The organism is Micromonospora sp. WMMD736, from assembly GCF_049179015.1.
In the GTDB taxonomy this organism is placed as follows: domain Bacteria; phylum Actinomycetota; class Actinomycetes; order Mycobacteriales; family Micromonosporaceae; genus Micromonospora.
On record NZ_JBMHMI010000001.1, the window covers coordinates 1,445,372 to 1,469,701 of the forward strand.

Consider the following 24,330-nt stretch of genomic DNA (forward strand, 5'->3'; position numbering starts at 1 on the left):
ACGCCTGCCTCCCGCATGTCAGTCCGTTGCTTGGCGTTCGGCTAGCGAATGTCGGTAGGGATGGACGGGTGGCGGGAGCCTCGGCCCGGGGGCGGGGTGAGCGTGGAGGTGTAGCTTTCGTCGTCAATGAGTGGGGTGGTCAGGCTCACGCTGGCAGCGGCCATCCGGTCGTACTCGGCGAGGACCATCTCCTTGGTGCGGTAGGCACCATATTTGGAGATCTCATTGTGCTTCAGGCCACCGTTCTCGGTTTGGAACGTCTCCAGGATGTAGTCCACGTCGGGCCGGTCAATTCCGTAGAGGTGAAAGAAGTAGGCATCCAGTTCGGCACGGATCTGCGGACGACGGTCCTCGTCCCACCGGAACGGGCCGCCGGAATCTCCGAGGTCACGCGCGAGTCCCGCCATGTCGTGGGCGGTGTAAACGAGTTCGAGTACCCGGGGGGTGAGGAACTGGGTGTGCGGGGCCAACGCGTCGGGGGTGGGCACGGGAAGCTGCTTCCACGTCATAAGAGCCATGTGAGCGCCGCTTACCTTCTGTCGGCTCACGAAATCGAAGACGAGGGAACTCTGGGCAGCGATGAGGGCCGCAGTCAGGATGGGCGACACGCGCGGCAGCATCAGGGGGTACGTATGTCCCACAGCCGTACGCGGAAGGAACGCCGGGATGGCGGTGCGCTCATCGGTCGTCCGGCAGACATCGCGCCAGCCGCACAGCCATTGCCGGTCCCATGCAACTTCCTTCAAGCGGAGGGCGATGCCAGGGATGTCCGCTTCCTTGTTGTTCCGCACTGTGCGGATGAGCCCGTCCTCCGCGATCCAATAGCGCGGGTCGGCCGCCGGGGACGGATCCTGCTTCTCGGCGAGCGTGAGCCGGCGCCGATCCTCGTTACCGGTGCCGTAGTAGCAGTTCCAGCGGTGATCGAAATGGTGAACCATCTTGCCTTCGTACAGGGGCAACGTCCGTCTACCAGATCTGGTGAAGACGTTACCCTGCAGTTCCCAGCCTTCGGCCTCCAAATGCTCACGCGTCCGGAAGAGGTCGGAGTCGTCGGTCATGTTGAAGAGGTTCTTGAAGGTGATTCCCCAGGGGTTGCCGTCCCTGCGGGTCTCGTTCCAGAGGACCGGGAGGCGGTGGTAGATCGCCGCGGTCAGGTCCGCGTCACGACGCGAGCGGAAGATGGGGAGCGTGCCGGTGTTGGGGTTGATGAGGGCGATTTCCTCCGGGCTGAGCGCGAACACCCGCTCGGTATCGTCGAGATCGGTCGCATCGAGGAGGAAGAACGCGAACTTCGCCGCCGGCTCCCGCAGGTCGCGGCCAGCCAGCGAGAGCAGACAGAACTTGTAACGGGAGTCGACGCCGACGAACAGCGGCTTGCGGTTCTCGAAGTCATACAGAGCGGCGATCGAACCACGCCGGGTGAGATCACTGAAGAGGTGCTGCGCACCCGCACCCGTCGCGATGGTGGTCGGGATGATGCAGCCGACCCGGCCTTCGGCCGCAACGATTGACGCGAACCGCTCGGCGAAGAGCTGATCTGTTTGAAGCGAGTTGACGCCCTTGACCGTGAGGCCTTTGGCGCACAGCGGGTACACCCCAGAGCTGCTCGCGAAGAGGAAGGTCGACTTCACCCTGCGGCGGGCCGCGCGATAGCGTTCGCCGGCCTCCGGGTTCTCCTCGGCCCAGCGGGCGATGCGGGTGCGTCGGGCCGTGCCGGAGATTTCTGCAATGGAGGGCTCGACGACACTGAAATATTTCTTGTCCTCGAAGTCGACCTTGTCCCAGGGTGGGTTTGCCAAAATGCAGGAGAACCCGCCGACCCAGCCGGTGGCCCGGTCTAGGCCCGGCGCGTCGTCGTCCTCGGTGACGGCGAAGATGTCAGGGAACTCCAGGTGCCAGTGGAAAAAGTTGTACTGCTCGCAGAGCCGAACTATCTCGTCGTGGGTCGCCTGCGGCGCCGCGTCGCCCTTCGGGTCCTGTAGAGCGCGGAAGACGTCATCGGTGATGGCGGGCGGTGCGTCCTTGGCTTTGTGCCACACGAACGTCGCGCACCAGGCGTCCGCCACATGCTTAGCGTGGGCGTACGCGGCCGTTGCCTGCCAATCCCGATATGCGACGGCTTGGCGGCGGACGTCGATGAGGTTGTCCGCCGGCGCGTCGGTGATGCGTCGGAGGCTAGACGCGAACGCGGCGTTGGCCACGGATGGTTCGACGGCCAGGGAGAACAGCCCGCCCTGCCCACTACGCTCTTTGTCGTTCTGGTTCATCAGAAACTTTGCATATGCCTCGTCATCGCCCTCGACCGGTTTGAACGCCTTGTTGGGGATACCGTTGCGGATCAACGCGGGTGTGGCCCCGAGCAAGCCATCACCGCGCTTGATGTGCGCGTCGAGGAAACTGAGAGGCTTCCCCGGTTCCAATGCCTCCATCCACAACGACACCTTGGCCAGCTCGACGGCCATCGGGTTGAGGTCCACGCCGTAGATGCAGCGGGCAACCACCTCGTGCAAGGCGTGTCGTACGGCGTCGACGGTGGGTTCCGGGTTGCGTTCGCGGACCGCTGCGACTCGCTTGGCGATCCGGCGGGCCGCGGCGACGAGGAAATGTCCAGATCCGCAGGCGGGGTCGCAGACGGTGAGAGACAACAATTCCTCGACGACGGCCTCGACCGGGTCCGGTTCGCCAGCGGCCGAGGCTTTCAGTTCGCCACGCTTCTGCGCGTCGTCGATGACCGGATCGAGAGTGGAGTTGAGCAGGGTCTCGATGAGGGAACTCGGCGTGTAGTAGGAGCCAGTCTTCTTGCGGTTGTTGCCGAGGCGTTCCACCAGCTCGAAGGTGCTGTCTACCGCACTGTGCTTGGGTACCAACTCCAGCAGCGACTCGTAGATCGAACCAAGCTCCTCCGCACCCATGTTGCGGTAGTCCACGGGACGCCATCGGCCAGACCCGTCATCCTGGACCCGGGAGAGGTGCCGTACCGCATCCAGCAGGTCCGCGTTGGCTAGCGAGCGGCCACGCAGGGGCGAATCAGCGTCAGTGTCGTCGAAGACGCCACCGAGGCCGGGCAAGCCGAGTTCGGGGCGCCCGTTCTCGTCGCCGAGCGCGTCGAGGGCGATCCGCAGGGCCTGGTAAAGATCCCCCTGTGCGGTACCGCGACGTCGAAGCGCCTGGTGGCGCAGCCGCGCACTTGAGAAGTATTTTGCATACCGCTCGCGGGTCTGCTCACTTGTTCCGGACGGATGGAGCGCACCCCGATCCTCGGCAACGAAGAGAAAGATCAAACGGTAGACGAGGCGTAGCAAAGCAGCGTGGAAGGTGTCCACGTCGAGGTTCCGTCGCAACTCGCCGTTGGCCGGATGGCGAAGGAAGCCGGTGCCGAGCGCGATGATGGCCTTCTTGACCGCGTCGCGGTGATGGTCCAGAGCGCGTACGCCCGAGGAGATGGCCTCGGTGCGCCACTTCTCCAGCCAGCACGTCGACGGTGCCGCGCCCTCGGCGACCTCGAAGCGGGAGACGTGCAGCAGCCGGTACAGCAGCACGAACTCACTGAACAGCTCGCCGTCGAAGATCGCCTCCAGGTCGAACTCGACGTATGCGGCGGTGGCGAGCGCGCTGGAGTCCCGCAGCAGCCGCAGCTGGCGGCCGTTGGTGAGCACACCCCACAGGTGCGCCTCGGACCGGTTCAGGAGTTCCTGCACCAGCGACTGCGGCGGCACGCCTCCGCCGGAGGAACGCTTGTCCAACGCCGCGTTCCACGGGGCCAGGTGGATCGGGACGTGACTCCAGCGGTGGCTGATCGCAAACGTCTTGGCACCGTCGTCGGAGGTGATGACCGAGGCGCCGAGCGCCGTCAGCCGGCCGAAACCCAGCTCCGCGAAGAGCGGCTCCAGCCACTGGGTGACCGCCAGGCCGGTCGGGTCGACCGGCACCTCAGCCTCCGGGGTGACGGGGAGCCGGTCGCGCAGTTCCTTCCACACCGACTTGAGGTAGTCCCAATGCCGTTCGGCGTCGTCACGGATTGACCGGGAGCCGATCACCCGGTAGTCGGCGGGCTTGGAGCCGTTGACGTCCCTGCCCTCCTCCGAGATCCGGACCAGCATGTCGGCAGGAATCAGCCCACCGATCGTGTGGACGGCGGAGAAGACCTGGTTGCGGGCGGTGGCGGACATCAGGCGTTGCCTCCGGCGGTCATGGAAGCGGGCAGGTAGACGTAGGCGCCGAGAATGTCGGCGGGCCTCTGGGCGGTGACGGTGAGGCCGCGGACGATCTCGCCGGCAGCGCTGCGCACGCGGCGGTGCGAGGCGAGCAGTTCGGCGGCCAACTCCTCACCGTACGTCTCGAGGTGGTCGGTGACCTCGGGCAGTCCGCCGAGGATCCGGCTCATGGTGCGTTCGCCGAAGTCCGGGTCAGTGTTCTCGTCGGCGGCGGCGTCAAGCAGCCGCAGTGCGTCGTCGGTCGGCAGCCAGGTGGCGTTGGCAGGTGCGCCAGCGAAGGCGAGTAGCCGGGCGTCCTCGGCGACGAGCTGCCTTGTTCCGGTCCGGGACGGCAGGGTGAGGTGGAAGCGGTAGCGGACCAGCAGCAGTGTGGTGCGGCCGCTGACGGCCCGGGTCCGGATCACGCCACAGCGGCGGGCCGGGCGCGGCCCGGAGACCTGCGCGTCCAAGGCAGCGTTGAGGACATAACCGGCGAGCGCCACGACCGCCGGATCGGTGCGGACCAGAGCCGCCTCGCCACGCGCGACTGCCGCCGTGGCCCGGAACGGGACCGGCCGGCCCGACTCGAGGGCGTCGCCGCCGAGCACTGGGGCGAGCGCGTCCCGAAGGCCGGCGGGGGTGCCGCTCACATCGGCGGTGAAGTCACCTGTCGGGCCCGGCTCGTCGCGCAGCACGCCGTCGAGCGCGCGGAGCGACTGGCGTACGAAATCGCGGATTTCGGCGGCGCGGCCGAGCGTGTCGCGGATCGCGGCGACCTCCTGAGCCACCTCATCGGGGCGGATGGTGTGCTGGGCGAACCGGGACCGGGAGGTCTTCTCCTTCTCGGCTGCGGACTGCCACTCGGTCGCCAGCGTGGCGGCCTTTTTGTCGATCGCGCGGTACTCCTCGGCGTCGAAGAGGCTGCCCTGCTCCTGTTCCTGGCCGCGCAGCAGAAGCCATTCGACGATCGCGTCGGTCACGCCCTGGGAGGCCGCGTCCGGGACGGAGACGGAGATGCCGAGGTCCTTGCGGATCTGCCGGTGCTTCTTGATGAGGACGTCGAGGACCTTGCCGTCGATGCCGTTGTCGCTGCCCCAGAGGGTGATGACCCGGACCACGTCGCGCTTCTGACCGTACCGGTCGACGCGGCCCTCCCGCTGGTCGTGGCGGCTGGGGTTCCAGGCGAGGTCGTAATGGATGACGGCATCGAAGTGGTGCTGGAGGTTGACGCCCTCGGAGAGGCAGTCGGTGGCGATCAGGACGCGGCGGGCGGCCGGATCGTCGCCGGCCGCCTCGGCCAACTCCTCGATGCGCTGTAGGCGCTGCTGTGGCGAGAGAGTGCCGGTGACGGCGCGCACCACGGTCTTCTTGCCGAGGGCACCTTCCAGATGCTCGGCGACGTACTCAGCTGTCGGGATGTAGCGGCAGAAGACAATCGGGTGGTAGCCCTCCTTGAGCAGGTCTTTGAGGTGCTTGACCAGTGCCGCCAGCTTCTTGTCCTCGGCCGGACCCTCCAGTTCGGCCGCCTGGTCGGCAAGTTCGGCGAGCCGCCGTCCCGCGTCGACCTCCACGCCGCCGGCCTCCGCGCCGGGGGCGACATCAAGCCCTTCCAGGGCATCGGTGTCGGAAAAGTCGCTGGTCAACGGTGCGCCTAGCCGGTCGGCCTCCTCGGCGGTGACGGCGGTCGCAGTCGCCGAGCGGGTGCGCAGGGTCTGCGCGGCAGCGCGCGGCGAGGACACCAGCGACCGCAGCAGCGCGATCGCCGACCACCAGGCGATCCGGGCCTCACGCCGACCCCGGCTGTCCGCGGCGGTCACCCGCTCGCTGGCGTACGCGATGGCGTCGTTGAGCAGCGCCCTGTAGGCCGGGGTGAGCTTGTAGGTCTCGTCCTTGAACTCCCGGTCGGACGGGAACGCTGTCTCCTCGGCGAGGCTGTCGTCGGCCAGGCCGTCTTCTCTGGTGAGGTACTGCCGCACGTCGGCGCGCTTGCGGTGTACGAAGTGCTGGGCGAGCATCCGCCGGCCAGCCTCCGAGCCAAGGTCGACGGTCGCGAGTTCCGGCCGGACCAAACCGAGCAGGTTACGGAAGGCGCTCTCCTTGCCGCTGTGCGGGGTCGCCGTAACCAGCAGCAGGTGCCGCTCGGTGTCGGCGGCGATCCGCTGCAACAACTCGAAGCGGAGCTGGTTCTGGGCCGAGGTGTTGTCATCGGCGGCGACGCAGCTGTGGGCCTCGTCGACGATGACCAGGTCCGGGCAGTGACGGACGAAGTCGTCGCGGTGCCGGGTCGACTTGATGAAGTCCATGGAGACGATGACGTGCGGGTGCCTGTCGAAGAGCGACTGGCCCAGGTCCAGCCCGCGCTCCAGCTTCGACACCGTCGAGGCGAGCACCAGTTCGGCGTCGATGCCGAACTTGGTGCGCAGCTCTGCCTGCCACTGCTCGGCCAGCGCCGGCGAGCAGAGCACAGCGAGCTTGGTGGCGCTCCCCTGAGCCAGCAGTTCGCTGGCGATCAGGCCGGCCTCGATGGTCTTGCCGATACCGACGTCATCCGAGATCAGCATCCGCACGGTTCGCTGGCGCAGCGCCATCAACAGCGGCACGAGCTGGTAGGCGCGCGGCTCGACGGCGATCCTGGCGAGCGAGCGGAACGGTCCGGCGCCGGAGCGGAAGCCGATCCGCAGCGCGGAACGGAGCAGGCTCGCCGCGTACGCGTCCCCGAGGTCGGACGGCGTCGGCGGGGCGAACTCGGCGCTCTTGACCTGCTCGAAGGCGGGGAAAACCGCGGCGATGTCGTCGTCGGCGCCGCCCAGCGGTCGTAGGACCAGCATGTCGGGGGCGCTCTCAGGCAGCACGACCCAATCGCGGCCTCGGGCGGAGACCAGCGTACCGGCGCTGAAGGTGGTCATGAAGCTGTTCCTCGCGTCGTCGATATGGTGAGAGGAGTCGGTGGTCAGGCACCGGTGCCGAAGTAGCGCTTGTTCTTGGTGGCGATCAAGGACCAGTCGGCGTCGTGCGGGAACCGCACGACGTCCCAGCCCATGTCGAACAGGCGCTCCTCCGCCTCGCGGTCACGTTCGGCCACCGAATCGTGCTCGTGGACCGGCCCGTCGACGAATACGGCGACGTTCGCCCCGGGCAGCCGGTAGACGTAGTCGGGGCGGGCCAGCGCCTCGGTGACGAACACCTGCGCATCGTCGGGCAGCCGTAGGCCATGCTCCTTCAGCCAGGCGATCAGCTTCCCCTCCAGCTTGGTGTCCGACCGCTCGGTGAGCCGGGCCAACTGCTCCGTGCGGGACTCGCCCTCGCCGGTGGTGCGCGCCGCCGCACCGACGAACCGCAGCAGTAGGTCGCGGACCAGGTGTCGGTTGATGGAGTGGTGGTTGAGCTGGTTGCCGTAGGTGAGCAGGCACTCGTAGCAGCCCCAGGCGCACGGGCGGTCCTTGTGCGGCCCGCCCCGGTCGGTGCCGTCCGGGTCGAAGTGGCAGATGTCCAGCGCTGTGGCGGCGGCGCGGGCGAGTGCCGTCGGGTCCGATTGCATGAGCCGGAGCACGCCGGCGCCGCCCTCGGCCGCCTCGGTGAAGAGCATCCGGTCGCGGGGACCGTCGTCGGGCGGGAGCAGCTCGGTGGTGAGTTCCGAGTCCTCCAGTTCGAAGGCAGCCTCGATACCGCGTTCGAGCGCGTACATCAGGGTGAGCGCGACGTCGTGCTCCACCGGCTCATCGAGCTTGAGCACGAGGATATTCCGGCGGTCCTCGACGTACGGGATGACCCGCTTCTTGCGGCGCTTCTCGTTGCCGTCGGCGTCGACCACGGGCATCTCGCTGGAGTCGCCGGACGCCTCGCCGGCGTCACGTTCGTTCATCCACCGGCCGTCGGCAGGATCGAGCCAGAACCCGTCCGGCTCGTCCTGCTTGGCGCGGACCCGGCCGACGTTGGTGATGCGGACCGTCGCCGAATCGCCGTACGAGAGGGTGGCGAGCTGAGCGTCACCGTCGGACACCACCGCGTCCTGCCGACCGGCCCGGGCGCCGTGGTCCTGGAAGCGGTACGACGTCACCAGCCGGAAGCCTGCCCGGCGCCGTTCCTCCTCGTCCGAGGAGATCCGTTCCCGGCGCTTGGTGTAGACGGTGTGCAGGTGCAGCAGGCCGTAGGTGGTGTCGCCGAGCTTCTCGTCGCACATCTCACAGCGGACCGCGCCGCCGCGGGCATCGTGGTGGTAGCCGCAACTCGTACAGCGCCGGGCCTGGCTCGTCACCACTTCCCCCGCCGCATCCGGCGGCAACTGGATCCGGGTGACCTGATAGCGGGCACCTTCGTGGTAGATGAGCGCACCCGGCCCAAACTCGCGGATCGCGAGGAAGCGGGGGCGCTGCAGATAGTCGCCCTCCCCCGACCTGCGTCCTGTGGTCGGCACGTAAGCCGCCAGCGGCAGGCGCGGGAACGAGTAGCCCGGTAGGAAACCCTCGCTGGCCAGGTAGCGGTACGGATTGAAGTCCGACAGGACGGACCGGTTCTCGACCGTCTCGTTCTTGAGCAGGTTGAGCTGCGTCTCGGCCTCCTTGCGGCGCCCCACCGCGATGCGCCGGTCCCGCTCGGAGAGGGTGTGGTCGAGGACGCGGCGGTTCTGCTCAGCCTGGTCGACGAGCGCCGCCTTGAACAGGTCCCGCCAGCGGTCGAACGCACGGTTGAATCGCTCGGGGGTGGTCCGGACGGTGTCCCCGATCCAGTTGTCGTCCCACCAGGTTGACTTCTGGAAGTCGCGCAGCAGTTCGGCGAAGACCGCGCGGGCTGCGGCTGCGGCCCGCTCCTGCGCCTGCATGTCCTGCAGCGCCGCGGTGATGTGATCGTGTAGCGCCAGTGCCGGGTTGGGGTTGCGGGTGTCCTCGAGGTAGCTGATGTCGATCGTCTCGGGGATCGCGCGGCCCAGCTTGAGGCCCGCCTCCGCCAGCCAGATGGCGTGCACATGTGAGCGCACCAGATCCTCGTTGGCCAGGTCCAGGCGAGGAGGTGCCACCGCCCCGGCCACCATCCGCTCGGAGCGCCGGAAGTAGTACTGGTCGTGGCTGTTTCCGGTGGCGCAGTAGGTGGTGACAAGCGCGGGCTGCCCCGACCTTCCGGCCCGGCCACTGCGCTGGGCGTAGTTCGCCGGCGTCGGCGGGACATTGCGCATCATGACGGCGTTGAGCTCGGAGATGTCGACGCCGAGCTCCATCGTCGGCGAGCAGTACAGCAGTTTGAGTTCCGCCTTGCGGAATGCCTCCTCCCGCCGCTCCCGCTCCATGGGGTCGACCTGCGCCGTGTGCTCCCGAGCGGTCAGGCCGGCGAGGGTCCCCGCCGTGTCCTGGTACAGCTCGCGGAAGAACCTGTTGACCCGCGGCCCGTCGCCGCTGGCGTACGTCCGCGTCAGCGGGTCGTGGCTGCCGGTCTCGCCGGTGCCGGCCCGCCAGATCAGCGCCGCTGCCGAGACCTGGTAGCCGGTAGCCGCAGTGGCGGCCGAACGTCGGTAACGACCGGCCCGTTCCGGGACCTGGGTGACCTCGGTGACCTGGCCGCCCCGCTTGAGCACCTCCAGCAGATCGGCGATCACCTCCTGCGCGTCGTTCCACGACAAATCGGGGAAGTGCACCCGCCGCAGGTACTTTCCGACCTTCCCTCGTCCCGAGAGGAACAGGTTCGACCGGTCGAGGCCACGGCCAGAAGATTGGGGGTAAGCAGCACCGACTTTGGGCTTGTCGTTGGCCGAGAGCACCCACGGGTCGACGAGGCGTTCCTCGCTGGCCCGCTGGAGCGAGTCGAAGTCGTCCCTGAAGTACTGGACGTCGATCGCCAGCCCGCGGCGCATCTCATCCAGGAGTACCCGCATGATCTCGATGCGGTCGTCCGGCTCCGCGCCACGGAGCTTCTCGTGGGCGCCCGCCCAGCGGTCCTGCCTCTCGGCGAGCCAGCGCAGATCGTGATAGTCGATCTTCAAAAGGCCGGTCTGCTCAAGATTGGGCATGGTGATGCGCCAGCCGCGTTCCAGGTCGAGATACAGCCGAAACGCGACAACGTCCCGCAGCGTCTTCGCCGCCAGGTTGGCCAGCGACGGCGGAAGATCGGCTTCCCGCGCAAAGTCGCCAAGGCTCAACCCCAGCGCGGCGCTGACCCGGGCGGCGAGATGCTCGTGGGTAATGCCCTCGTCACCCGCCTCGACCACAGCCCGGTAGAGAGCGCCACGGAGCTGTGTGACCTGCACGAAGTCGTTGAAGTGTCCCGCTTGCAGGGAGGCATCCTGTCGGTTGTCGACAAACGTGAGAAGCTTGCGAGCCTTCTTGTTGAGCGCCTCCGGCGGCGCCTGCATCAGCGATCGGACGATCGACGCTGACACCAGCGAGGTGGCCGAGGAGCGGCCCTCCTGGTCCAGGGTCGCCAGCTTGGCGAAGTCCCTCCCCCGGGTCTGCTCGTAGCTGACACCACAGTGCAGGCAGAAGAGGAACGGCGAGGGAATGAAGGCGGCCTTCAGGTCGCCGTGCCCCTCCCAGCCCTGCGGGTCGACCGCGACCGCCTGCGGCAGCCGTGGCCGGTAGGAGCTGCGGACCACTTCGTGCCCGCCGGCGTCGACCTCCAGCCAGGATTCCGGGATCCGCCGGGCCTCGATCGCCTCCTCGTCGTTGACCGGCCACGGGCGCTCAGAGTCGATGTACAGGTAGCCGTCCTCACCGGAGCCACCGCTGGCGGCGGTGTCGCGACGCGGCGCGTAGACAACCCTGCCGTCCTTCTCGGACCGCCAAACGGTCAGGTACTCCTGGCCGCACTCGCGGCAGAAGGCCAGTGGCAGGAGAATCTTGCCGTCGGAGCCGGGCAGGACGAGCTGGTACTCGCGGGTGAGATGCCGGGTGGGCTCGTCCTCCAAGGTGACGTAGACGGTGTCGCCCTTGGACAGGAACTGGTGCAACCGGAACGCGAACAGCGGCCGCTCCGTGACCGGGTCCCGGGCCTCGGAGCCGGCCTTGAGCGTGGCCCGGATCGCCTGGGCACAGTCGGCCGCGGTCAGGTCACTCTGCCGCGCCAACTCCAGCGCGGCGTCCTCGATCTTTGCCGGCTTCTGCCGCACGAGCTGGCCGGAGACCAAATCGGTGGCGAGCCCAAACCGGGTCTCGATCCAGCGAGCCAGCGGGTCGTTCACCAGATCCGCGTACGCCCGAGGAGCGCCGGGTGTCCGCAGGCGCTCCACCGGCACCGTGTCGGGGGCCTCGGCTGTTGCCCGGATCAACGTCTCGCCGATGACATTGTCGCGGGTGAGCTCGGTGCCGAAGAGGGTGCTGGCCACCCGGGCCACCGCCTCGCGCTGGTCGTCGAGGGTGCCCTCGGTTGAAATGGTCGCGGAGGTGCCGATGCACTGCAGGTCGGTCGCCTGGCAGGCCTCCCGCACCCGGCGGATCAGCAGGGCCACGTCGGCGCCCTGACGGCCCCGGTACGTGTGTAGCTCGTCGAAGACGAGGAACTCCAGCCCTCGGGCCATCTTGATGAGCGACCGGCGGTCGTCGGGCCGGGTCAGCATCAGCTCAAGCATCACGTAGTTGGTGAGCAGGATGTCCGGGGGGTTGTCGCGGATCTCCTTGCGCCGCTCGTCGCTCTCCTGCCCGGTATACCGGGCATACGTCACCGGCTCCCGGCCCGGCCCGTACCCGTCACAGAGGTACTTGTCGAGCTCCTTGAGCTGGCTGTTGGCCAACGCGTTCATCGGGTAGACGATGATCGCCCGAACGCGTTTGCGGGTCTTCGCGCCTTCCTGTTCGCGTGCCCTGAGCACCTTGTCCACGATCGGAACGATGTACGACAGGGACTTGCCGGACCCGGTGCCGGTGGTGAGCACGTAGGAAGCACCCGACTGGGCCTTCTCGATGGCCTCGCGCTGGTGCCGATGCAGGGTGAGCGGTCGGCCGTCGCAGTCGGTGCCACCCTCGGTCTTGTTCGCCTGGAAGATGCGCGCGCACTCCCGGTGCAGCACACCCTCGTTGACGAGTTCGAGCATGCTGCCGCCGGAGGCAAAGAACGGGTTCAGCGACAGCCAGGGGTCGGGCCACTGCGACTTCGCGTCCAAGTCGCGCTCGACGAACTCGGCGATCCGGTCATCGCGGATGATCGTGCCGCCCTCAGTGAAGGCGCGGTATTCGCGGATGAGCCTGCGGTGCACGCCGAACACGTCCATGCCGGAGACCGGGCCGGTCATGGTCGTTATCTCGTTGGTCGCGGGTCGGCTGACGCCCGCGCCAATCGTGTAGGTGGTGCGGAAACGGCCGACCGGGTTGAAGTCGTCCCAGCCGATGACCTTGTCCTCGCCCTTCGCCAGCGGCAGGAGCGCCTCACGGACAGTCACGGCGTCCTCCGGCCGATCCGCCGGGTCCTTGGCGAGCAACCTCTCGATGAGCCGCTCAAGGGATGGTGGAACATCCGACCGCAGCACCCGCACCGGCGGCGGCGGCTCCTCCAGGTGCTTCTGCCCTACCTCGTGCGCGGAGCCGCTGTGGAACGGCGGCACACCCGTCAGCAGCTCGAACAGGACACAGCCCAGGGCGTACAGGTCGGCGGCCTGGGTGACCGACGAGGCCCGGAACTGCTCGGGGGCCATGTAGCGGGCCGTACCCACCGTGACGCCGGTGCTGGTGAGTTTCTCGGCATCGTCGGAGTCGACGATCCGACCCATGCCGAAGTCGAGAACCTTGACCAGGCCACCGCGCAAGAGCATCACATTGGACGGCTTCAGGTCGCGATGGATGACGTCGACGCTGTGTGCGGCGGCGAGACCGTCGGCGATTTGAGCACCGATTGCGGCGACCCACGAGATCGGCAGTTGTGGCTGTTCAGTGATCAGGTCCCGCAGTGTCTCGCCGTCGAGGAACTCCATGGCGATATAGGGAAGGCCGGAGGGGTCGAAGCCGCCGGCGATCGAACGTGGCAGGTTCGCGTGGGTCAGGCGACGCATGATGCGCGACTCGCGCTCGAATCTCTGCACAGCCTTGTTGTCTGCGGTCGAATCGATGCTCGCGCCGGATCGGCTCCGCAGTATCAGCTTCACCGCGACGACGCGATCCTGCGAGCCCTCCGGTGCCCACATGTCCTCCGCGCGGTGGACCTCCCCCATATTGCCCCTGCCAAGCGCGTTCAGCAGGCGAAATCGGTCCGCCACCAGTTCCAGGTTCACGGCCACCCCCAGCCCCCATTAGCCGTTCCAGTCGTTGAGCGTCGCTCGGACACGTCGAGTCGGCGGCGGCTTCGCCGCTCGACCCCTCATCAACTTCCTTTTGTTTTCCTTAAGGCGAGCAGTATGCCCGGCCGCCTGCACAGCCGGGGGACCGCCACACGGTCAGGACAATCAGCCGGGTTGGCTGGGTAGATTTGGGTCCTCGACCCGCGATTCATACTTTAGTAAGCTGTGAGTATGAGTCGGCGTGTGACGATCTCCGTCCCTGATGACGTGGCCGAGCAGCTGGATGCGCTCCCGGCCCGCCAGGTTTCCGCGTATGTCACCGAAGCGCTGCGCCGGCGTCGGATATCCGACGATATGCGGGCCGCTCTGCGGGAGGCCGGGCACGGCGAGTTCCCGTACGACCCGGAGGGCGCGGCGCGACGGCTGGCCGCCCGCCAGGTGACACCGGAGATGCGCGAGGCGGCGATCGCCCGTGTGGCAGAGCTGTTGGGGCGTCCGGTCGGAGAGGTCCGCGCCGACTTCGACCGGCCGAGCGCAGCGTGAGCGCGCCGGTCTACGTGCTCGACACCGGTGCCCTGATGGCGTACGCCCAAGGCGTCGAGGCCGTCGGTGAGGCTATGGTGGCCGCAGCCGACGCCGACGCGACTGTTGCCGTGCCGCTGGTCTGCCTACTCGAGGCGTACAGCCTGCTCGATCACACCGAGCACGAGTACCTGGCGATGCTGCGTCGCAACCCGGCCGTCCAGGTCCTCACGCCGGCCCTGCACGTCGATCGGGCCGACGACTGCCCGGTAATCGGGGGCATGGCCCGGCAGACGGGCCGCCTCGGTGCCGGCCACGCGGCGTTCCTCGCGATCAGCAGTGCCGCCGGCCTCATCACGTCTCGGGCCGATCAGGTACGCAAGGTGCTCGGCGACGACTGGCCCATCGTCGAGGTCTGAGATCACTGCGGGTCGTCCAGTCGGATTGACCCACGCGCCAACCCGTCGGCGGTGAGTTGCGCCAGCTCCGCACCGAGCGACGCGGCCTGGCGGATCGCCGACTCGAAGGCGCCCAGGCGCCGGAACGCCTCCCCGTGCGCCCGCTGTTCGTCGAGCGACAGTCTCCGCACCTGCGCCCGTCGAATGTCGAACCGCATCGTCCCCGACAGGCTCGATGCCTGTTTCTCGTTCGCCGACGTCCGCAGTTGACCGGCCAGGAACCACGGATCCAACGCCGCCGGGTTAGGCCGCAGCAGGTACAGGTTGCGCCCCAACAGCGCCCCTTCGGTCGTGACCACCCGCGCCGTGAGCTGCCGCGCGATCATCGGCACCACAACGTCCCCCACCGCGAGCGGAATCTCCTGGCCGAACCGGTCATCGAGCTGCCCGGAGGCGTCCGCCCCGGCGAGCACGTCCGGCACGGTGAGCACCGGCGGCCCGTCCGGTGCGGGTGTGGACGTGCCTGCGCGGACGGGCCCGATCAGGTGCAGGGCCCCGGTCTTGGCCAACTCCCCCACGGTCAGGAACGCACCGTCCGGCTCCCCGGGCGCGGGCGTGACCTGCGGCAGCAACGCTGGCAACTCGCCGACGATGGCGGCCAGCCGTTCTCTGGTGCGTACCAGATGCTCTCCGGAAGCCTCTCCCACGACGGCGGGTTGCCGGCGCGCGGGGGTGAGGTCGACGTCCTCGTCGAGCAGTTCGATGACCGGGACCGCGCGGGCGAACCCGGCCTCCTCGACGTCGCCGTCCGGGGCGGCGGCGAAGGCCCGCCACGCGGCCAGCACGCGCGGCGCGGTGTCGGTCAGGTCGCCGCCAGCGGCATCGATCAGCAGCGCCCGCGCCGGTGGCGGCGCGTCGGTGGCGGCGCGTCGCAGCACCCACAGGTGCAGGGGTACGCCGTGTGGGGCAGCTACTCCGGGCGGAAGGGCGATGACGGCGCGCAGGTGGCCGCGGCGCAGTAGTTCGCCACGGATCCTCTTGCCGGCACGGCGGCTGGCGACGGTGGGTGGCATCAGCAGGACGGCGTGCCCGCCGACCCGCAGGTGAGCCAGGGCGTGTTGCACCCAGGCCAGCTCCGGCTCGGTGCGGGGTGTGGTGCCGACGATCCAGCGGGGATCGTGACCGAGTTCGTCGTCGCCCCAGTTGGTGGCGCCGAACGGTGGGTGACAGACGACGGCGTCGACGGCGCGGCCGGCGAACGCGTCGGCGCGCAGGGTGTCGCCGGGGCTGACCTCCCCGGGTACGTCGTGCAGGGCCAGCCACAGGCCGGCGAGTCTGGCGAGGCCCTCGTCGAGCTCCTGCCCGTACACGGAGGTGCTGCCGGCGCGGACGGCGGCCCGGAGGATCGCGCCGGAGCCGGCGGCCGGGTCGAGTGTCGAGCCGCCGCCGACGTTGGCGAGCCCGATCATCAGGTCGGCGAGGTCGTCGGGGGTGGCGAAGGGGCGGCCGGGCCCGGGTGCGGAGAAGCGCTGCCACAGCTCGTCGAACGCGCCCTGCGGGCCCAACTGGTCGGCCAGGGTGTCGACGTCGGGCAGCAGCGGCGCGAGTTGCCCGTCGAGGTGGCCGGTTCGGGAGCCGCGTTGTCGGGCCAGCAGCAGCGCGCCGACGGCGGCGAGCCCAGCGGCCGGGGTGTCGCTGGCCGCGGCGAGATGTCGCCAGAGCCGGTCGGCGGTGGCCAGCTCGGGAAGTTTGCCCTGGGCACGTAACCACTGCTCGACCTGGATCAGGTCGAACTCGGGGCTCGCCGTCGTCCCGCTCACCGGCGCGGGGAAGTCGGGGTGCCGCTTACGCCAGTTGCTGACCGCAGCGCGACCGACACCGGCGAGCCGGGCGATCTCCGCTGCCGTGATGGTCGGGTTCTCCTGCACCCCAAGAGTTTTGCACATCTGTCAAGCACGAGATTGTCTGTTGACACCGTTCTCGGACGATGCTCTTATTGACGCCGCAACGTTCACATCAGGAGGACAACGATGCGCAAGACCACGACTCTCGCCCTGATCGCCACGGGCCTCATCGCCCTGGGCTGCGGCTCCGGCGCCGCCGACAAGGCGGGCGACTCCACCGGCGACGACAAGGCGAGCGGCTCCATCAGCGACGAGGGCGGCGCCAAGGCCGAGGAGAAGCCGGCCAAGACCGCGAAGATCGGCGAGCCGGCCCGGGACGGGAAGTTCGAGTTCACGGTCAAGTCGTCCAAGTGCGGCGTGGGCAAGATCGGTAGCGACGTGCTCGGCGCGAAGGCGCAGGGCCAGTTCTGCCTGGTCACGGTCAACGTGAAGAACATCGGCAAGGAAGCGCAGATGTTCGACGGCAGCAGCCAGAAGGCGTACGCGGCCGACGGCACCGAGTACTCCGCCGACACCGGCGCGGCCATCTACGCCAACAAGAACGCCGAGACGTTCCTCAACGACGTCAACCCCGGCAACCAGGTGACCGGCGTCGTCGTCTTCGACATCCCGAAGAACGTCAAGCTCACCAAGCTCGAGCTGCACGACTCGCCGTTCTCCGGCGGCGTCGACGTCACCCTGTGAGCTGATCACCCGCGCCGAGGGCGGGACCCGCGAAGCCCGCCCTCGGCGCACCCCTCCCCCGCACCACCGCCACCCCGATTCTCAACGCGAGGAGATCGACGTGCGCCGTGCGAGCCAGCCGACCACGACCAGAGCCACCACGACCAGACCGGCCAACCGCCGTGGCGTCCGCAAGGACGTCACCCATCCGCCGTACGACGCACCCACCCTCTTCGACCTCGATCTGCCCGAGCGGCCGGAGAACACTTACCTGACGTCGGTCTACCAGCTCGAACGGGTGACGCCGACCATCGAGGGTCTGCACGACGCGGTGAACCGCCGCTACGTGCGACAGCACGACTTCCTCATCGAGGAGCGGCTGGTCGCCGGCGCGCCGGCGCTGCTGGTGCACGGGACGGTGCCGCGTCAGCGGGCCGACTGGTGCGAGGTGCTCACCCGGCTCACCGGGGAGGAGACCGAACTCGGTTTCAGCAGTGGCGGTGCCGCGCTGCTCGTCACGGTGGACGACAACGTCTACGCGCTCGCCTACGGCACCGTGGGTCGTCACATGGTCGATCTGGACCTGGTCGATCCGGGCTTCGGGATCGGCTTCGCGGTACGTTCGCTGGCCCCCGACGAGATCAAGCAGGTACGCCGGCGGGTGTTCGGCACCACCGGCCGGGTCGACCGCAACATGGTTCCGGGCGGCCAGCACATCCGGATGTACGGCATCGACAAGTGGGGCGAGATCGTCGGCCAGGTCTGCGGACGGACGTTCAACCCGAACCTGACCGCCTGCCGGTCCACGGGTAGGGCCACGCCGGTCGAGGGCAGTGACGCCCTGCGCATCCACCTGGGTGTCGAACCCGCGAGCCTCCTCGCCGACCTGCGGGAGATCGACCGGGTCTGCAAGCAGGAGGCACCCTTCGCTGACCTGGAGTTCATCACCCAGATCCGGCCGGTGTCGGCGCGGGATCCCCGGCTGTCGCAGGTGGAGGAACAGCTGGACCGGCTGCTCAGGTTGCCGGACCCCGCGGACGTCGGGTTGACCGTGCCGGGCCGGGTCTTCAGCGAGATCGAGCGGGTCCGGTCGTACAAGCTTCGGGTGCCGAAGTCCTGCCTCCGTCCGGTGCGCCTGCCGGAGCTCACGTTGGCGGACGTGCTCGCGCAGACCGAGGGCGTCCCGGACGGCGAGCGGTGGGCCGCGCTCTGCAACGGACGCGTCACCCTCTACGCGGACAGGGACGGCGAGGAGGAGATCGGGTCCACGGCCGTGTCGCGGTGGATCACGGCGCAGATCGCGCACGGTGAGAGTCAGCTCCTGCTGCACGAGGGCGGCTGGTACGAGATCGGCGACCGACACCGGGAGTTCCTCCGCCACGAGATCGAGCAGATCCTGGCGGTCCCGGCCAGCTTCGCACTCCCGGCCTGGACTGCCGACTACGCGAACGAGGAGCAGTACAACGCCCACGCCGCGCAGGTCTGCGGTCTGACCCTGCTGGACCGGAAGTTGCTGAAGACACACCAGCACCCTCACCGTATCGAGGCCTGCGACCTGCTCGGGCCGAACAACGAGCTGATCCACGTCAAGCGGGCCACGGGCAGCGCGGCCCTGAGTCACCTCTTCGCGCAGGGCGCGGTGTCGGTCGACGCGCTGCGGTACGAGGCCGACGCCCGCGCCGCGCTCGTCGAGATGGTCGAGCGGCAGCCGTCCGGACGGGTCATCGACCCGGCCTTCCAGCCGCGCAAGGTGATCTACGCGATCGCGCTCGGCTCCGGTAGGCCGCTCACGGTGCACTCGCTGTTCACGTTCGCCCAGGTCGCGCTCTACCGGGCGATGAAGTCCCTGCGCAACGAGGGCGTCGAGGTCGAGGTCGTCGGCATCCCGTCGGCCTGATCCGTCTACGACGTCAGCTCCACAGGTCCCGGATCAGGGACCTTCGCTCCGCGCCCCACCCTTCCGCCGCACATCTCGCGGGGCGGCCACCTCTGGCCGCCCCGCCGCGACCACGCGTTTGGAGTTGACCATGTCTGTCCCCCGCCAGACCTGCGCCGGCACGTCGGTGCTGCCGAGCCGCACCACCCCACCGGTGATCGAGCTGATCTTCGAGCGGCTGGCCGCCGCTGACCTGCCGACCGAGACCGCCGAGCTGGTCCTCGCCGCGCTGACCAGCGAGCAGGAGCTGGACGCCGCGCTCGCCGGCGCTCCGGTCCGGCTCGACCCCCGCTCCCCCACCGGCGACGACTCGGCAGAGCACATCTGGTTGAAGTCGGTGACCGTCGCAGGTTTTCGCGGCGTCGGCCCGGAGCGGACCCTCCAGGTCGACCCCGGTCCCGGCCTCACGCTGGTCGTCGGCCGTAACGGTTCCGGCAAGTCCAGCTTCGCCGAGGCCGTCGAGCTCGCCCTCACCGGGGACAGCGCGCGGTGGGCCGACAAGACGAGCGTCTGGCGTACGGGGTGGCGCAACCTGCACCACCCGGACCCGTGCTGGGTCGACGTGGAGTTGCGGGTCGGCGGGGTGGCGACGCCGACCCGGGTGCACCGCGCCTGGCCGGTCGACGCGGGGCTGACCGACGCCGAGGTGACGGTGACCAGCGCGCGGGGGCGGCACGGGGGCCTCGACGAACTGGGGCTGGCCCGCCCGCTGGAGCTGTACCGACCGTTCCTCACCGCCGCCGAACTAGGCAAGCTGGCCTCCGGCACGCAGAGTCAGCTCTTCGACGCGCTCTTCGCGATCCTCGGGCTCGACGCGCTCACCGACGCCGATCAGCGTCTGCTCCGCGCCGCCCGGCCGCACGACACCACCATCAAGGGGGTACGCGCACAGCGCACCGCCCTGGCCGATGCGCTCGCCGACATCACCGACGAGCGGGCCCAGCGGGTCGCCGTACTGCTGAGCGGCCGGGGAGCGGTCGACCTCGACGCGGTCACGGCGGTCCTCGACGAGCCGGACGAGGCGACCACCGACCGGGAGGTGCTGCTCTGCCGTGAGCTCGCCGACCTCGACCCGCCGCCGGTCGACGAGGTGACCCGGCTCGCCGGTCAGCTGCGGGAGGCGGCGGACGAGGCGGTGCGGTACGACGGTGGCCGGTCCCGGGCCGCGTTGCGCAGCGCGGAACTGCTCCGCCTCGCCCTCGAACAGCACGAGGACGACGGCGACGGAGCGTGCCCGGTCTGCGCCACCGGCACGCTGGACGACGGGTGGCGTGCCGCCGCCGAACGGTCGCTGACCGAGCTGCGGCGGCGCAGTGTCGCCGCTCAGACGGCGACGACCCGCCTGACGGCGGTGCTGCGGAAGGCGCACCACCTGATCGACGACCTGGCGGTGCCCGAGCGCCTCGGGTCGGAGGCCTCGGTCGGCGTGTTGCGCGACGCCGTGGCCGCACTTCGACGCGTACCCGGAGAGCCTGCCGCACTGGCCGACCACCTGGCCGCGCGGTACCCGGCTGTGGTGGCGGCGGCGGACGCGGCCCGCGCGTACGCCGAGGGGTTCCTGCGGCAGCGCGACACCGGCTGGCGGGCCGCGGCGGCCGACGTGCGCGAGTGGGTGACCGCCGCCGAGGGGCTCGCGGCGCGGGAGGCGACCCTGGCCCGGTTGAAGGCCGCGCGCGCGTGGCTGAAGGGGGCGGCGATGGAGATCCGCAACGAGCGGCTCGCGCCGTTCGCCGGGCATTCGCAGCGGATCTGGGCTCAACTCCGGCAGGAGAGCAACGTCGAGTTGGGTGCGATGACGCTGGAGGGGATCAACAACCGGCGGCGGGTGGTCTTCCCGGTCAGCGTGGACGGCGCCGACAACGGCACCGCGCTGGGCGTGATGAGTCAGGGTGAGATGCAGGCGCTCGGGTTGGCCACGTTCCTGCCGCGCAGCTGCGCCCCGGAGAGCCCGTTCCGGTTCATCGTGGTCGACGACCCGGTGCAGAGCATGGATCCGTCGAAGGTGGACGGCCTGGCGCGGGTGCTCGCGGAGTTGGCCGAGCAGCGGCAGGTGGTCGTGTTCACGCACGACAGCCGTCTGCCGGACGCGGTGAGCCGGCTCGACCTGGGCCGGGCCCGGATCATCGAGGTGACCCGGGCGGAGAGGTCGGTGGTGACGCTGCGGGCCGGCTCCGATCCGGTGACCCGCTACCTGAACGACGCCCACGCCCTGGCGCGCAACGACGAGATCCCCGCCGAGGTGCGCGGCCCGGTGGTGGCCGAGCTGTGCCGCTCCGCGGTGGAGGCGGCCTGCCACCGGACGGTGTGGCGGTCCCGGGTCGCGCGGGGTGTCCCGCACGCCGACATCGAGTCGGCCATCGGGGACGCGTCGCGTCGACTGGCGACCGTCGTCGCCCTGGCCGCGTTCGACGATGCCGAGAAGGGCGGTGACGTGCTCGGCTGGCTCCACCGCCGACACGGGCGGCGGGTCGTCGACGCGTACCGGGCGTGCCGGGAAGGGGTGCACGGGGCGTACCTGGCGGACCTGCCCGGCCTGGTCGCGGACGCCCGTCTCCTCGCCGGGGCGCTGTCGTGACCGCGCCAACGCCGCAGCGTTGCCTGGCGGCGGCCGACGACCTGCTGCGTGGGTCCGGTCTGCTCGGAGCCGCGGCCCTGAGCGCCGGTTGGTGGCCGAGGGCCTGCGCCTGCCTGATCCGGCTCGCCCTCGAAGGTGGCGTCGACGCGTACTGGGGGCAGGTGAAGCCGACCGTCGCGGCCTGCCGACAGGGCCGCGCGAAGCAGCTAATGCTGCGCGGCCGGCTCGGTCCAGGCCCGGAGGTCGCCCGCCGGGTGGCGTTCGCGTGGACGACCCTCTCCGCCGCCACGCACCACCACTGCTATGAGCTGGCTCCGACGGCGGCGGAGTTGCGTCGCCTGCACAGCGAGGTGAGCACCCTGCTCGCCCGACTCGAGCCGACCGGCTGACCTGTTCAGCCACTCGCGTGTGGACAGTACGCGGCTCGAAGTGCCGCTCCGGTCGAGCCGGCGTGAGCAACGTGACACGTACTGTGATGCCGCTGTTGTCGATCATGGAGGATGTGCGATGCCGGCCGAGTCCGAAGGATCCGCGAACGAGGTTTCCCTGCTCGCTGACGACGTTCCCGACGCCGCCGTGTCCCCCGGCGATGAACCGACAGTCAGCCTGGTCGAGATCGAGCCGGGGTTGGCCGTCCTCTTCGCGGACCAGTCGCCGGTCGGCTTCGACGTGATCCCCTTCGAGATGATGAGCCCGCATGCGAGCAAGGGCCTGACCGACAAGCTCGCGGTGGCCTCGGGCGTCGGCAATCTCGCGGCGCAGGGCGCGCAGAGCGCGATCAACGCGCGCGGCCTGGTGCGTCTGGCGCCCGAGACGCTGCGGGCGCTCAAGACGGCACGACCGATGACGTCGGCCGGTTGGAACCTGGGTTCACTCGTCACCGGCAAGGGAAAGATCGCCGCCTCGGTGCGCTGGGCGCCCGTGACGGGGGCGCAGACCGCTTCCATACTCTCCGCTCTCGGGCCGGCCGCCGCGCTCCTGGCGTTGCAGGTGCACTTGGCGTCGATCTCACGTCGTATCGACGAGAACGTCGAGCTCACTCGTGACGTCCTTCGTGCCGTACACGAAGATCAGTGGGCAACGCTGCTCGGCCTGCACGAGACGACGATGCGCGCCGTGCGCGAGGCACAGGCGGCCGGCACCGTCAACGACCACATCTACTCCGCCATCGCGACCCGGGACCCGGACCTACGCAAGCAACGACTGCTCTTCAGGTCGTTCGTCAGCGGGCACATCAAGGCACTCGATACCGACGGACCCAGCCGCCGTGCCCATGTCCAGAAGAACGTCGAGCAGATTCTCGCCGACGCCCACGGCATGCTGATGGCGGAGTGGTCCTGGTATCGCTCTCAGGTGTTGCGAGCGAGTCACATCAGCCGCGACGAGGCGAACGCCGTCGAGAACGAACGGCTTCTGGCCGAGTTGGTCGCCGACACCCATCGCGAGCACACCCGAGCCATGGACGAGGTCGCGGGTCTCCTCACCGACCTTGAACGGCAATGCCGTCTGATCGCCGAACTCCCGGCCGAGCGGAGCCTGCCGTTCACTGCCAAGCGTCAGAACATCCGGGACACCATCGCCATGGCCGAAGCCTTGGCCGAGCGGGTAGCGAGCCTACGCAACCATGTTCATGCCCAACCCGCCCCTCTGGATCCGCCTCTCACCGCATTCCCTGAGGCGGTACCGGATGAGGTGCTGCGAATCCTCCGCTGGATAGTGCCCGGCGACCAACCCCTGCTGGCCATCGCCGATGTCAATCTCGACCGTCTCGTCGGCGACGACGCCTACCTGGGAGTGACACCCGAACAGTTCTTCATCTCGGCGCAGAGCGCCGTCCGCAAGCAGGGGATCATCGAGCGTGAATTCCCCCTCGCGGACCTTCGCTACGTGCGGTTCCGCGAACGTGACAAGCGCGGCCCTGTTCTGGATGTCATCACCACCGAGGAGAACATCCGGCTCACGTTCGACGACTGGGCCGGCAAGGGGCAGGGGCTGGACGACACCCGTCGGCTCGCGAATCTCCTGGCCGCGGCGATGAACCTACCCGAGGCCGAACGACGCACCGATCCGCTGTTGACCGGCAACCTCCGGGACGCCACTCGCCCATCGGTCCCGCCGAAGAATGTGGGCGTCCTCCCGAGGTGAAGCGCGTAGGCCCTGAAGGTGGGCTGGGCGGGGAAGACCTCGCTCAGCCCGGCAACGTCGCTCTCATCACCAGCGAGGCGGCCGAGGGTGGGAGCGGAACATTGAGGAGAAGCTCATCCCCGCGATCCTCGACCGGGCCGATCACCACCGCGACCTCGTAACGATCGGGGGTGGTCCAGACGTCGGGCCAGGTCAGGGACGGGCACAACATCTCTCGCGGACCCAGTTGCAGTTCGTGAGGTTTGCCGGGAGCGAGATCAAACCCACCTCGGATCGCATCGACGCCCTGGGAGGTGGCATCGCCCGGCTCGTTGACCATGGGCCCTCCGCCGACGATGACACCGTCCTTCAGGTAGAGCACCTGAAGCAGCGATGGCGGACTGGAAGCCACGTGGACCGCCCGCGTGGCGGCGAATGTCACCGTCACTGCTGGACCGGAGTCGTTCTTCACCTTGACCACCGAGGACACCTCTGCCGTGAGGTGGCCGCCCGGCGCGGCAGCCACGTGGTCGTAGCGGTCGCCGCAGACGTACACCCCAGGCCCTTTCTCGGCAGTGGCGGTCTGGCCGGTGGCGGTCGACGGCCCCGGACTCGCGCCTGTGCCGGTGCTCGGTTCGCCGCCGCCGACCCCGGCTGCGGCGACCGTCACCAAGGACAAAAGCATGATCGAGGCAACGCCGGTAGCGGCCGCCAGCAGACCTCCGCGTCGCCGGACACGTGCGCGCACCTGTTCGATGGCGAACGACGGCGGGTCCGCCTCGTCTGCCGGGCGGTCCCGCCAGAAACGATCAGCGGATGGCACTG

General features: G+C 69.2%; 12 protein-coding genes. 7 read left to right on the forward strand and 5 right to left on the reverse strand.

All coding sequences use genetic code 11. The features are described 5' to 3' along the window. Positions 1-41: 41 nt before the first annotated feature. The 3 genes from ACN269_RS06370 to ACN269_RS06380 are packed head-to-tail and all read right to left on the reverse strand — an operon-like array spanning position 42 to position 13,383. Positions 42-4,169, reverse strand: coding sequence for an Eco57I restriction-modification methylase domain-containing protein (locus tag ACN269_RS06370; protein ID WP_421471514.1), 4,128 nt, complete (start codon positions 4,167-4,169; stop codon positions 42-44). Next, positions 4,169-7,099, reverse strand: coding sequence for a DEAD/DEAH box helicase (locus ACN269_RS06375; protein WP_421471515.1), 2,931 nt, complete (start codon positions 7,097-7,099; stop codon positions 4,169-4,171). Before ACN269_RS06375 ends, ACN269_RS06370 begins: the two co-directional genes overlap by 1 nt. 44 nt (positions 7,100-7,143) lie before the next feature. After that, positions 7,144-13,383 (reverse strand): protein kinase domain-containing protein, encoded by a 6,240-nt coding sequence (locus ACN269_RS06380; protein WP_421471516.1) that lies wholly within the window; start codon positions 13,381-13,383, stop codon positions 7,144-7,146. Positions 13,384-13,614: 231 nt separating this feature from the next. On the opposite strand from ACN269_RS06380, the gene ACN269_RS06385 reads away from it, so the two are divergent. Further along, the gene (locus tag ACN269_RS06385) at positions 13,615-13,926 is read left to right on the forward strand and encodes a hypothetical protein (protein WP_421471517.1); all 312 of its coding nucleotides are present in this window, start codon (positions 13,615-13,617) and stop codon (positions 13,924-13,926) included. Further along, positions 13,923-14,324 carry a hypothetical protein gene (locus ACN269_RS06390; protein WP_363935701.1) on the forward strand — a complete coding sequence of 134 codons (402 nt, stop codon included), beginning with the start codon at positions 13,923-13,925 and terminating at the stop codon, positions 14,322-14,324. Before ACN269_RS06385 ends, ACN269_RS06390 begins: the two co-directional genes overlap by 4 nt. A 2-nt stretch (positions 14,325-14,326) precedes the next feature. Here ACN269_RS06390 and ACN269_RS06395 read toward each other — a convergent pair whose 3' ends face one another. After that, positions 14,327-16,231 (reverse strand): N-6 DNA methylase, encoded by a 1,905-nt coding sequence (locus ACN269_RS06395; RefSeq protein ID WP_421471518.1) that lies wholly within the window; start codon positions 16,229-16,231, stop codon positions 14,327-14,329. Positions 16,232-16,333: 102 nt separating this feature from the next. Between ACN269_RS06395 and ACN269_RS06400 the strand changes: the two genes are divergently transcribed. From ACN269_RS06400 to ACN269_RS06420, 5 genes are all read left to right on the forward strand, one after another. Further along, positions 16,334-16,891 (forward strand): DUF4352 domain-containing protein, encoded by a 558-nt coding sequence (locus tag ACN269_RS06400; RefSeq protein ID WP_421471519.1) that lies wholly within the window; start codon positions 16,334-16,336, stop codon positions 16,889-16,891. 100 nt (positions 16,892-16,991) lie between these two features. Next, a complete protein-coding gene (locus ACN269_RS06405; RefSeq protein WP_421471520.1) occupies positions 16,992-18,767 on the forward strand; it encodes a DUF6119 family protein in 1,776 nt (591 codons plus the stop codon). A gap of 130 nt (positions 18,768-18,897) precedes the next feature. Further along, positions 18,898-21,381 (forward strand): AAA family ATPase, encoded by a 2,484-nt coding sequence (locus tag ACN269_RS06410; RefSeq protein WP_421471521.1) that lies wholly within the window; start codon positions 18,898-18,900, stop codon positions 21,379-21,381. Next, the gene (locus ACN269_RS06415) at positions 21,378-21,770 is read left to right on the forward strand and encodes a hypothetical protein (RefSeq protein WP_421471522.1); all 393 of its coding nucleotides are present in this window, start codon (positions 21,378-21,380) and stop codon (positions 21,768-21,770) included. Before ACN269_RS06410 ends, ACN269_RS06415 begins: the two co-directional genes overlap by 4 nt. A gap of 118 nt (positions 21,771-21,888) precedes the next feature. Next, positions 21,889-23,526 carry a hypothetical protein gene (locus tag ACN269_RS06420; protein ID WP_421471523.1) on the forward strand — a complete coding sequence of 546 codons (1,638 nt, stop codon included), beginning with the start codon at positions 21,889-21,891 and terminating at the stop codon, positions 23,524-23,526. A 43-nt stretch (positions 23,527-23,569) separates the two neighbouring features. Here the strand turns inward: ACN269_RS06420 and ACN269_RS06425 are convergent, their stop codons facing one another. Continuing rightward, positions 23,570-24,328, reverse strand: coding sequence for a hypothetical protein (locus tag ACN269_RS06425; RefSeq protein WP_421471524.1), 759 nt, complete (start codon positions 24,326-24,328; stop codon positions 23,570-23,572). Positions 24,329-24,330: the final 2 nt, after the last annotated feature.

Bases quoted from the DNA above. Each gene is read 5' to 3' on its own strand.
- ACN269_RS06370 (WP_421471514.1), bottom strand. From the start codon at position 4,169: ATGTCCGCCACCGCCCGCAACCAGGTCTTCTCCGCCGTCCACACGATC.
- ACN269_RS06375 (WP_421471515.1), bottom strand. From the start codon at position 7,099: ATGACCACCTTCAGCGCCGGTACGCTGGTCTCCGCCCGAGGCCGCGAT.
- ACN269_RS06385 (WP_421471517.1), top strand. From the start codon at position 13,615: ATGAGTCGGCGTGTGACGATCTCCGTCCCTGATGACGTGGCCGAGCAG.
- ACN269_RS06400 (WP_421471519.1), top strand. From the start codon at position 16,334: ATGCGCAAGACCACGACTCTCGCCCTGATCGCCACGGGCCTCATCGCC.
- ACN269_RS06410 (WP_421471521.1), top strand. From the start codon at position 18,898: ATGTCTGTCCCCCGCCAGACCTGCGCCGGCACGTCGGTGCTGCCGAGC.
- ACN269_RS06420 (WP_421471523.1), top strand. From the start codon at position 21,889: ATGCCGGCCGAGTCCGAAGGATCCGCGAACGAGGTTTCCCTGCTCGCT.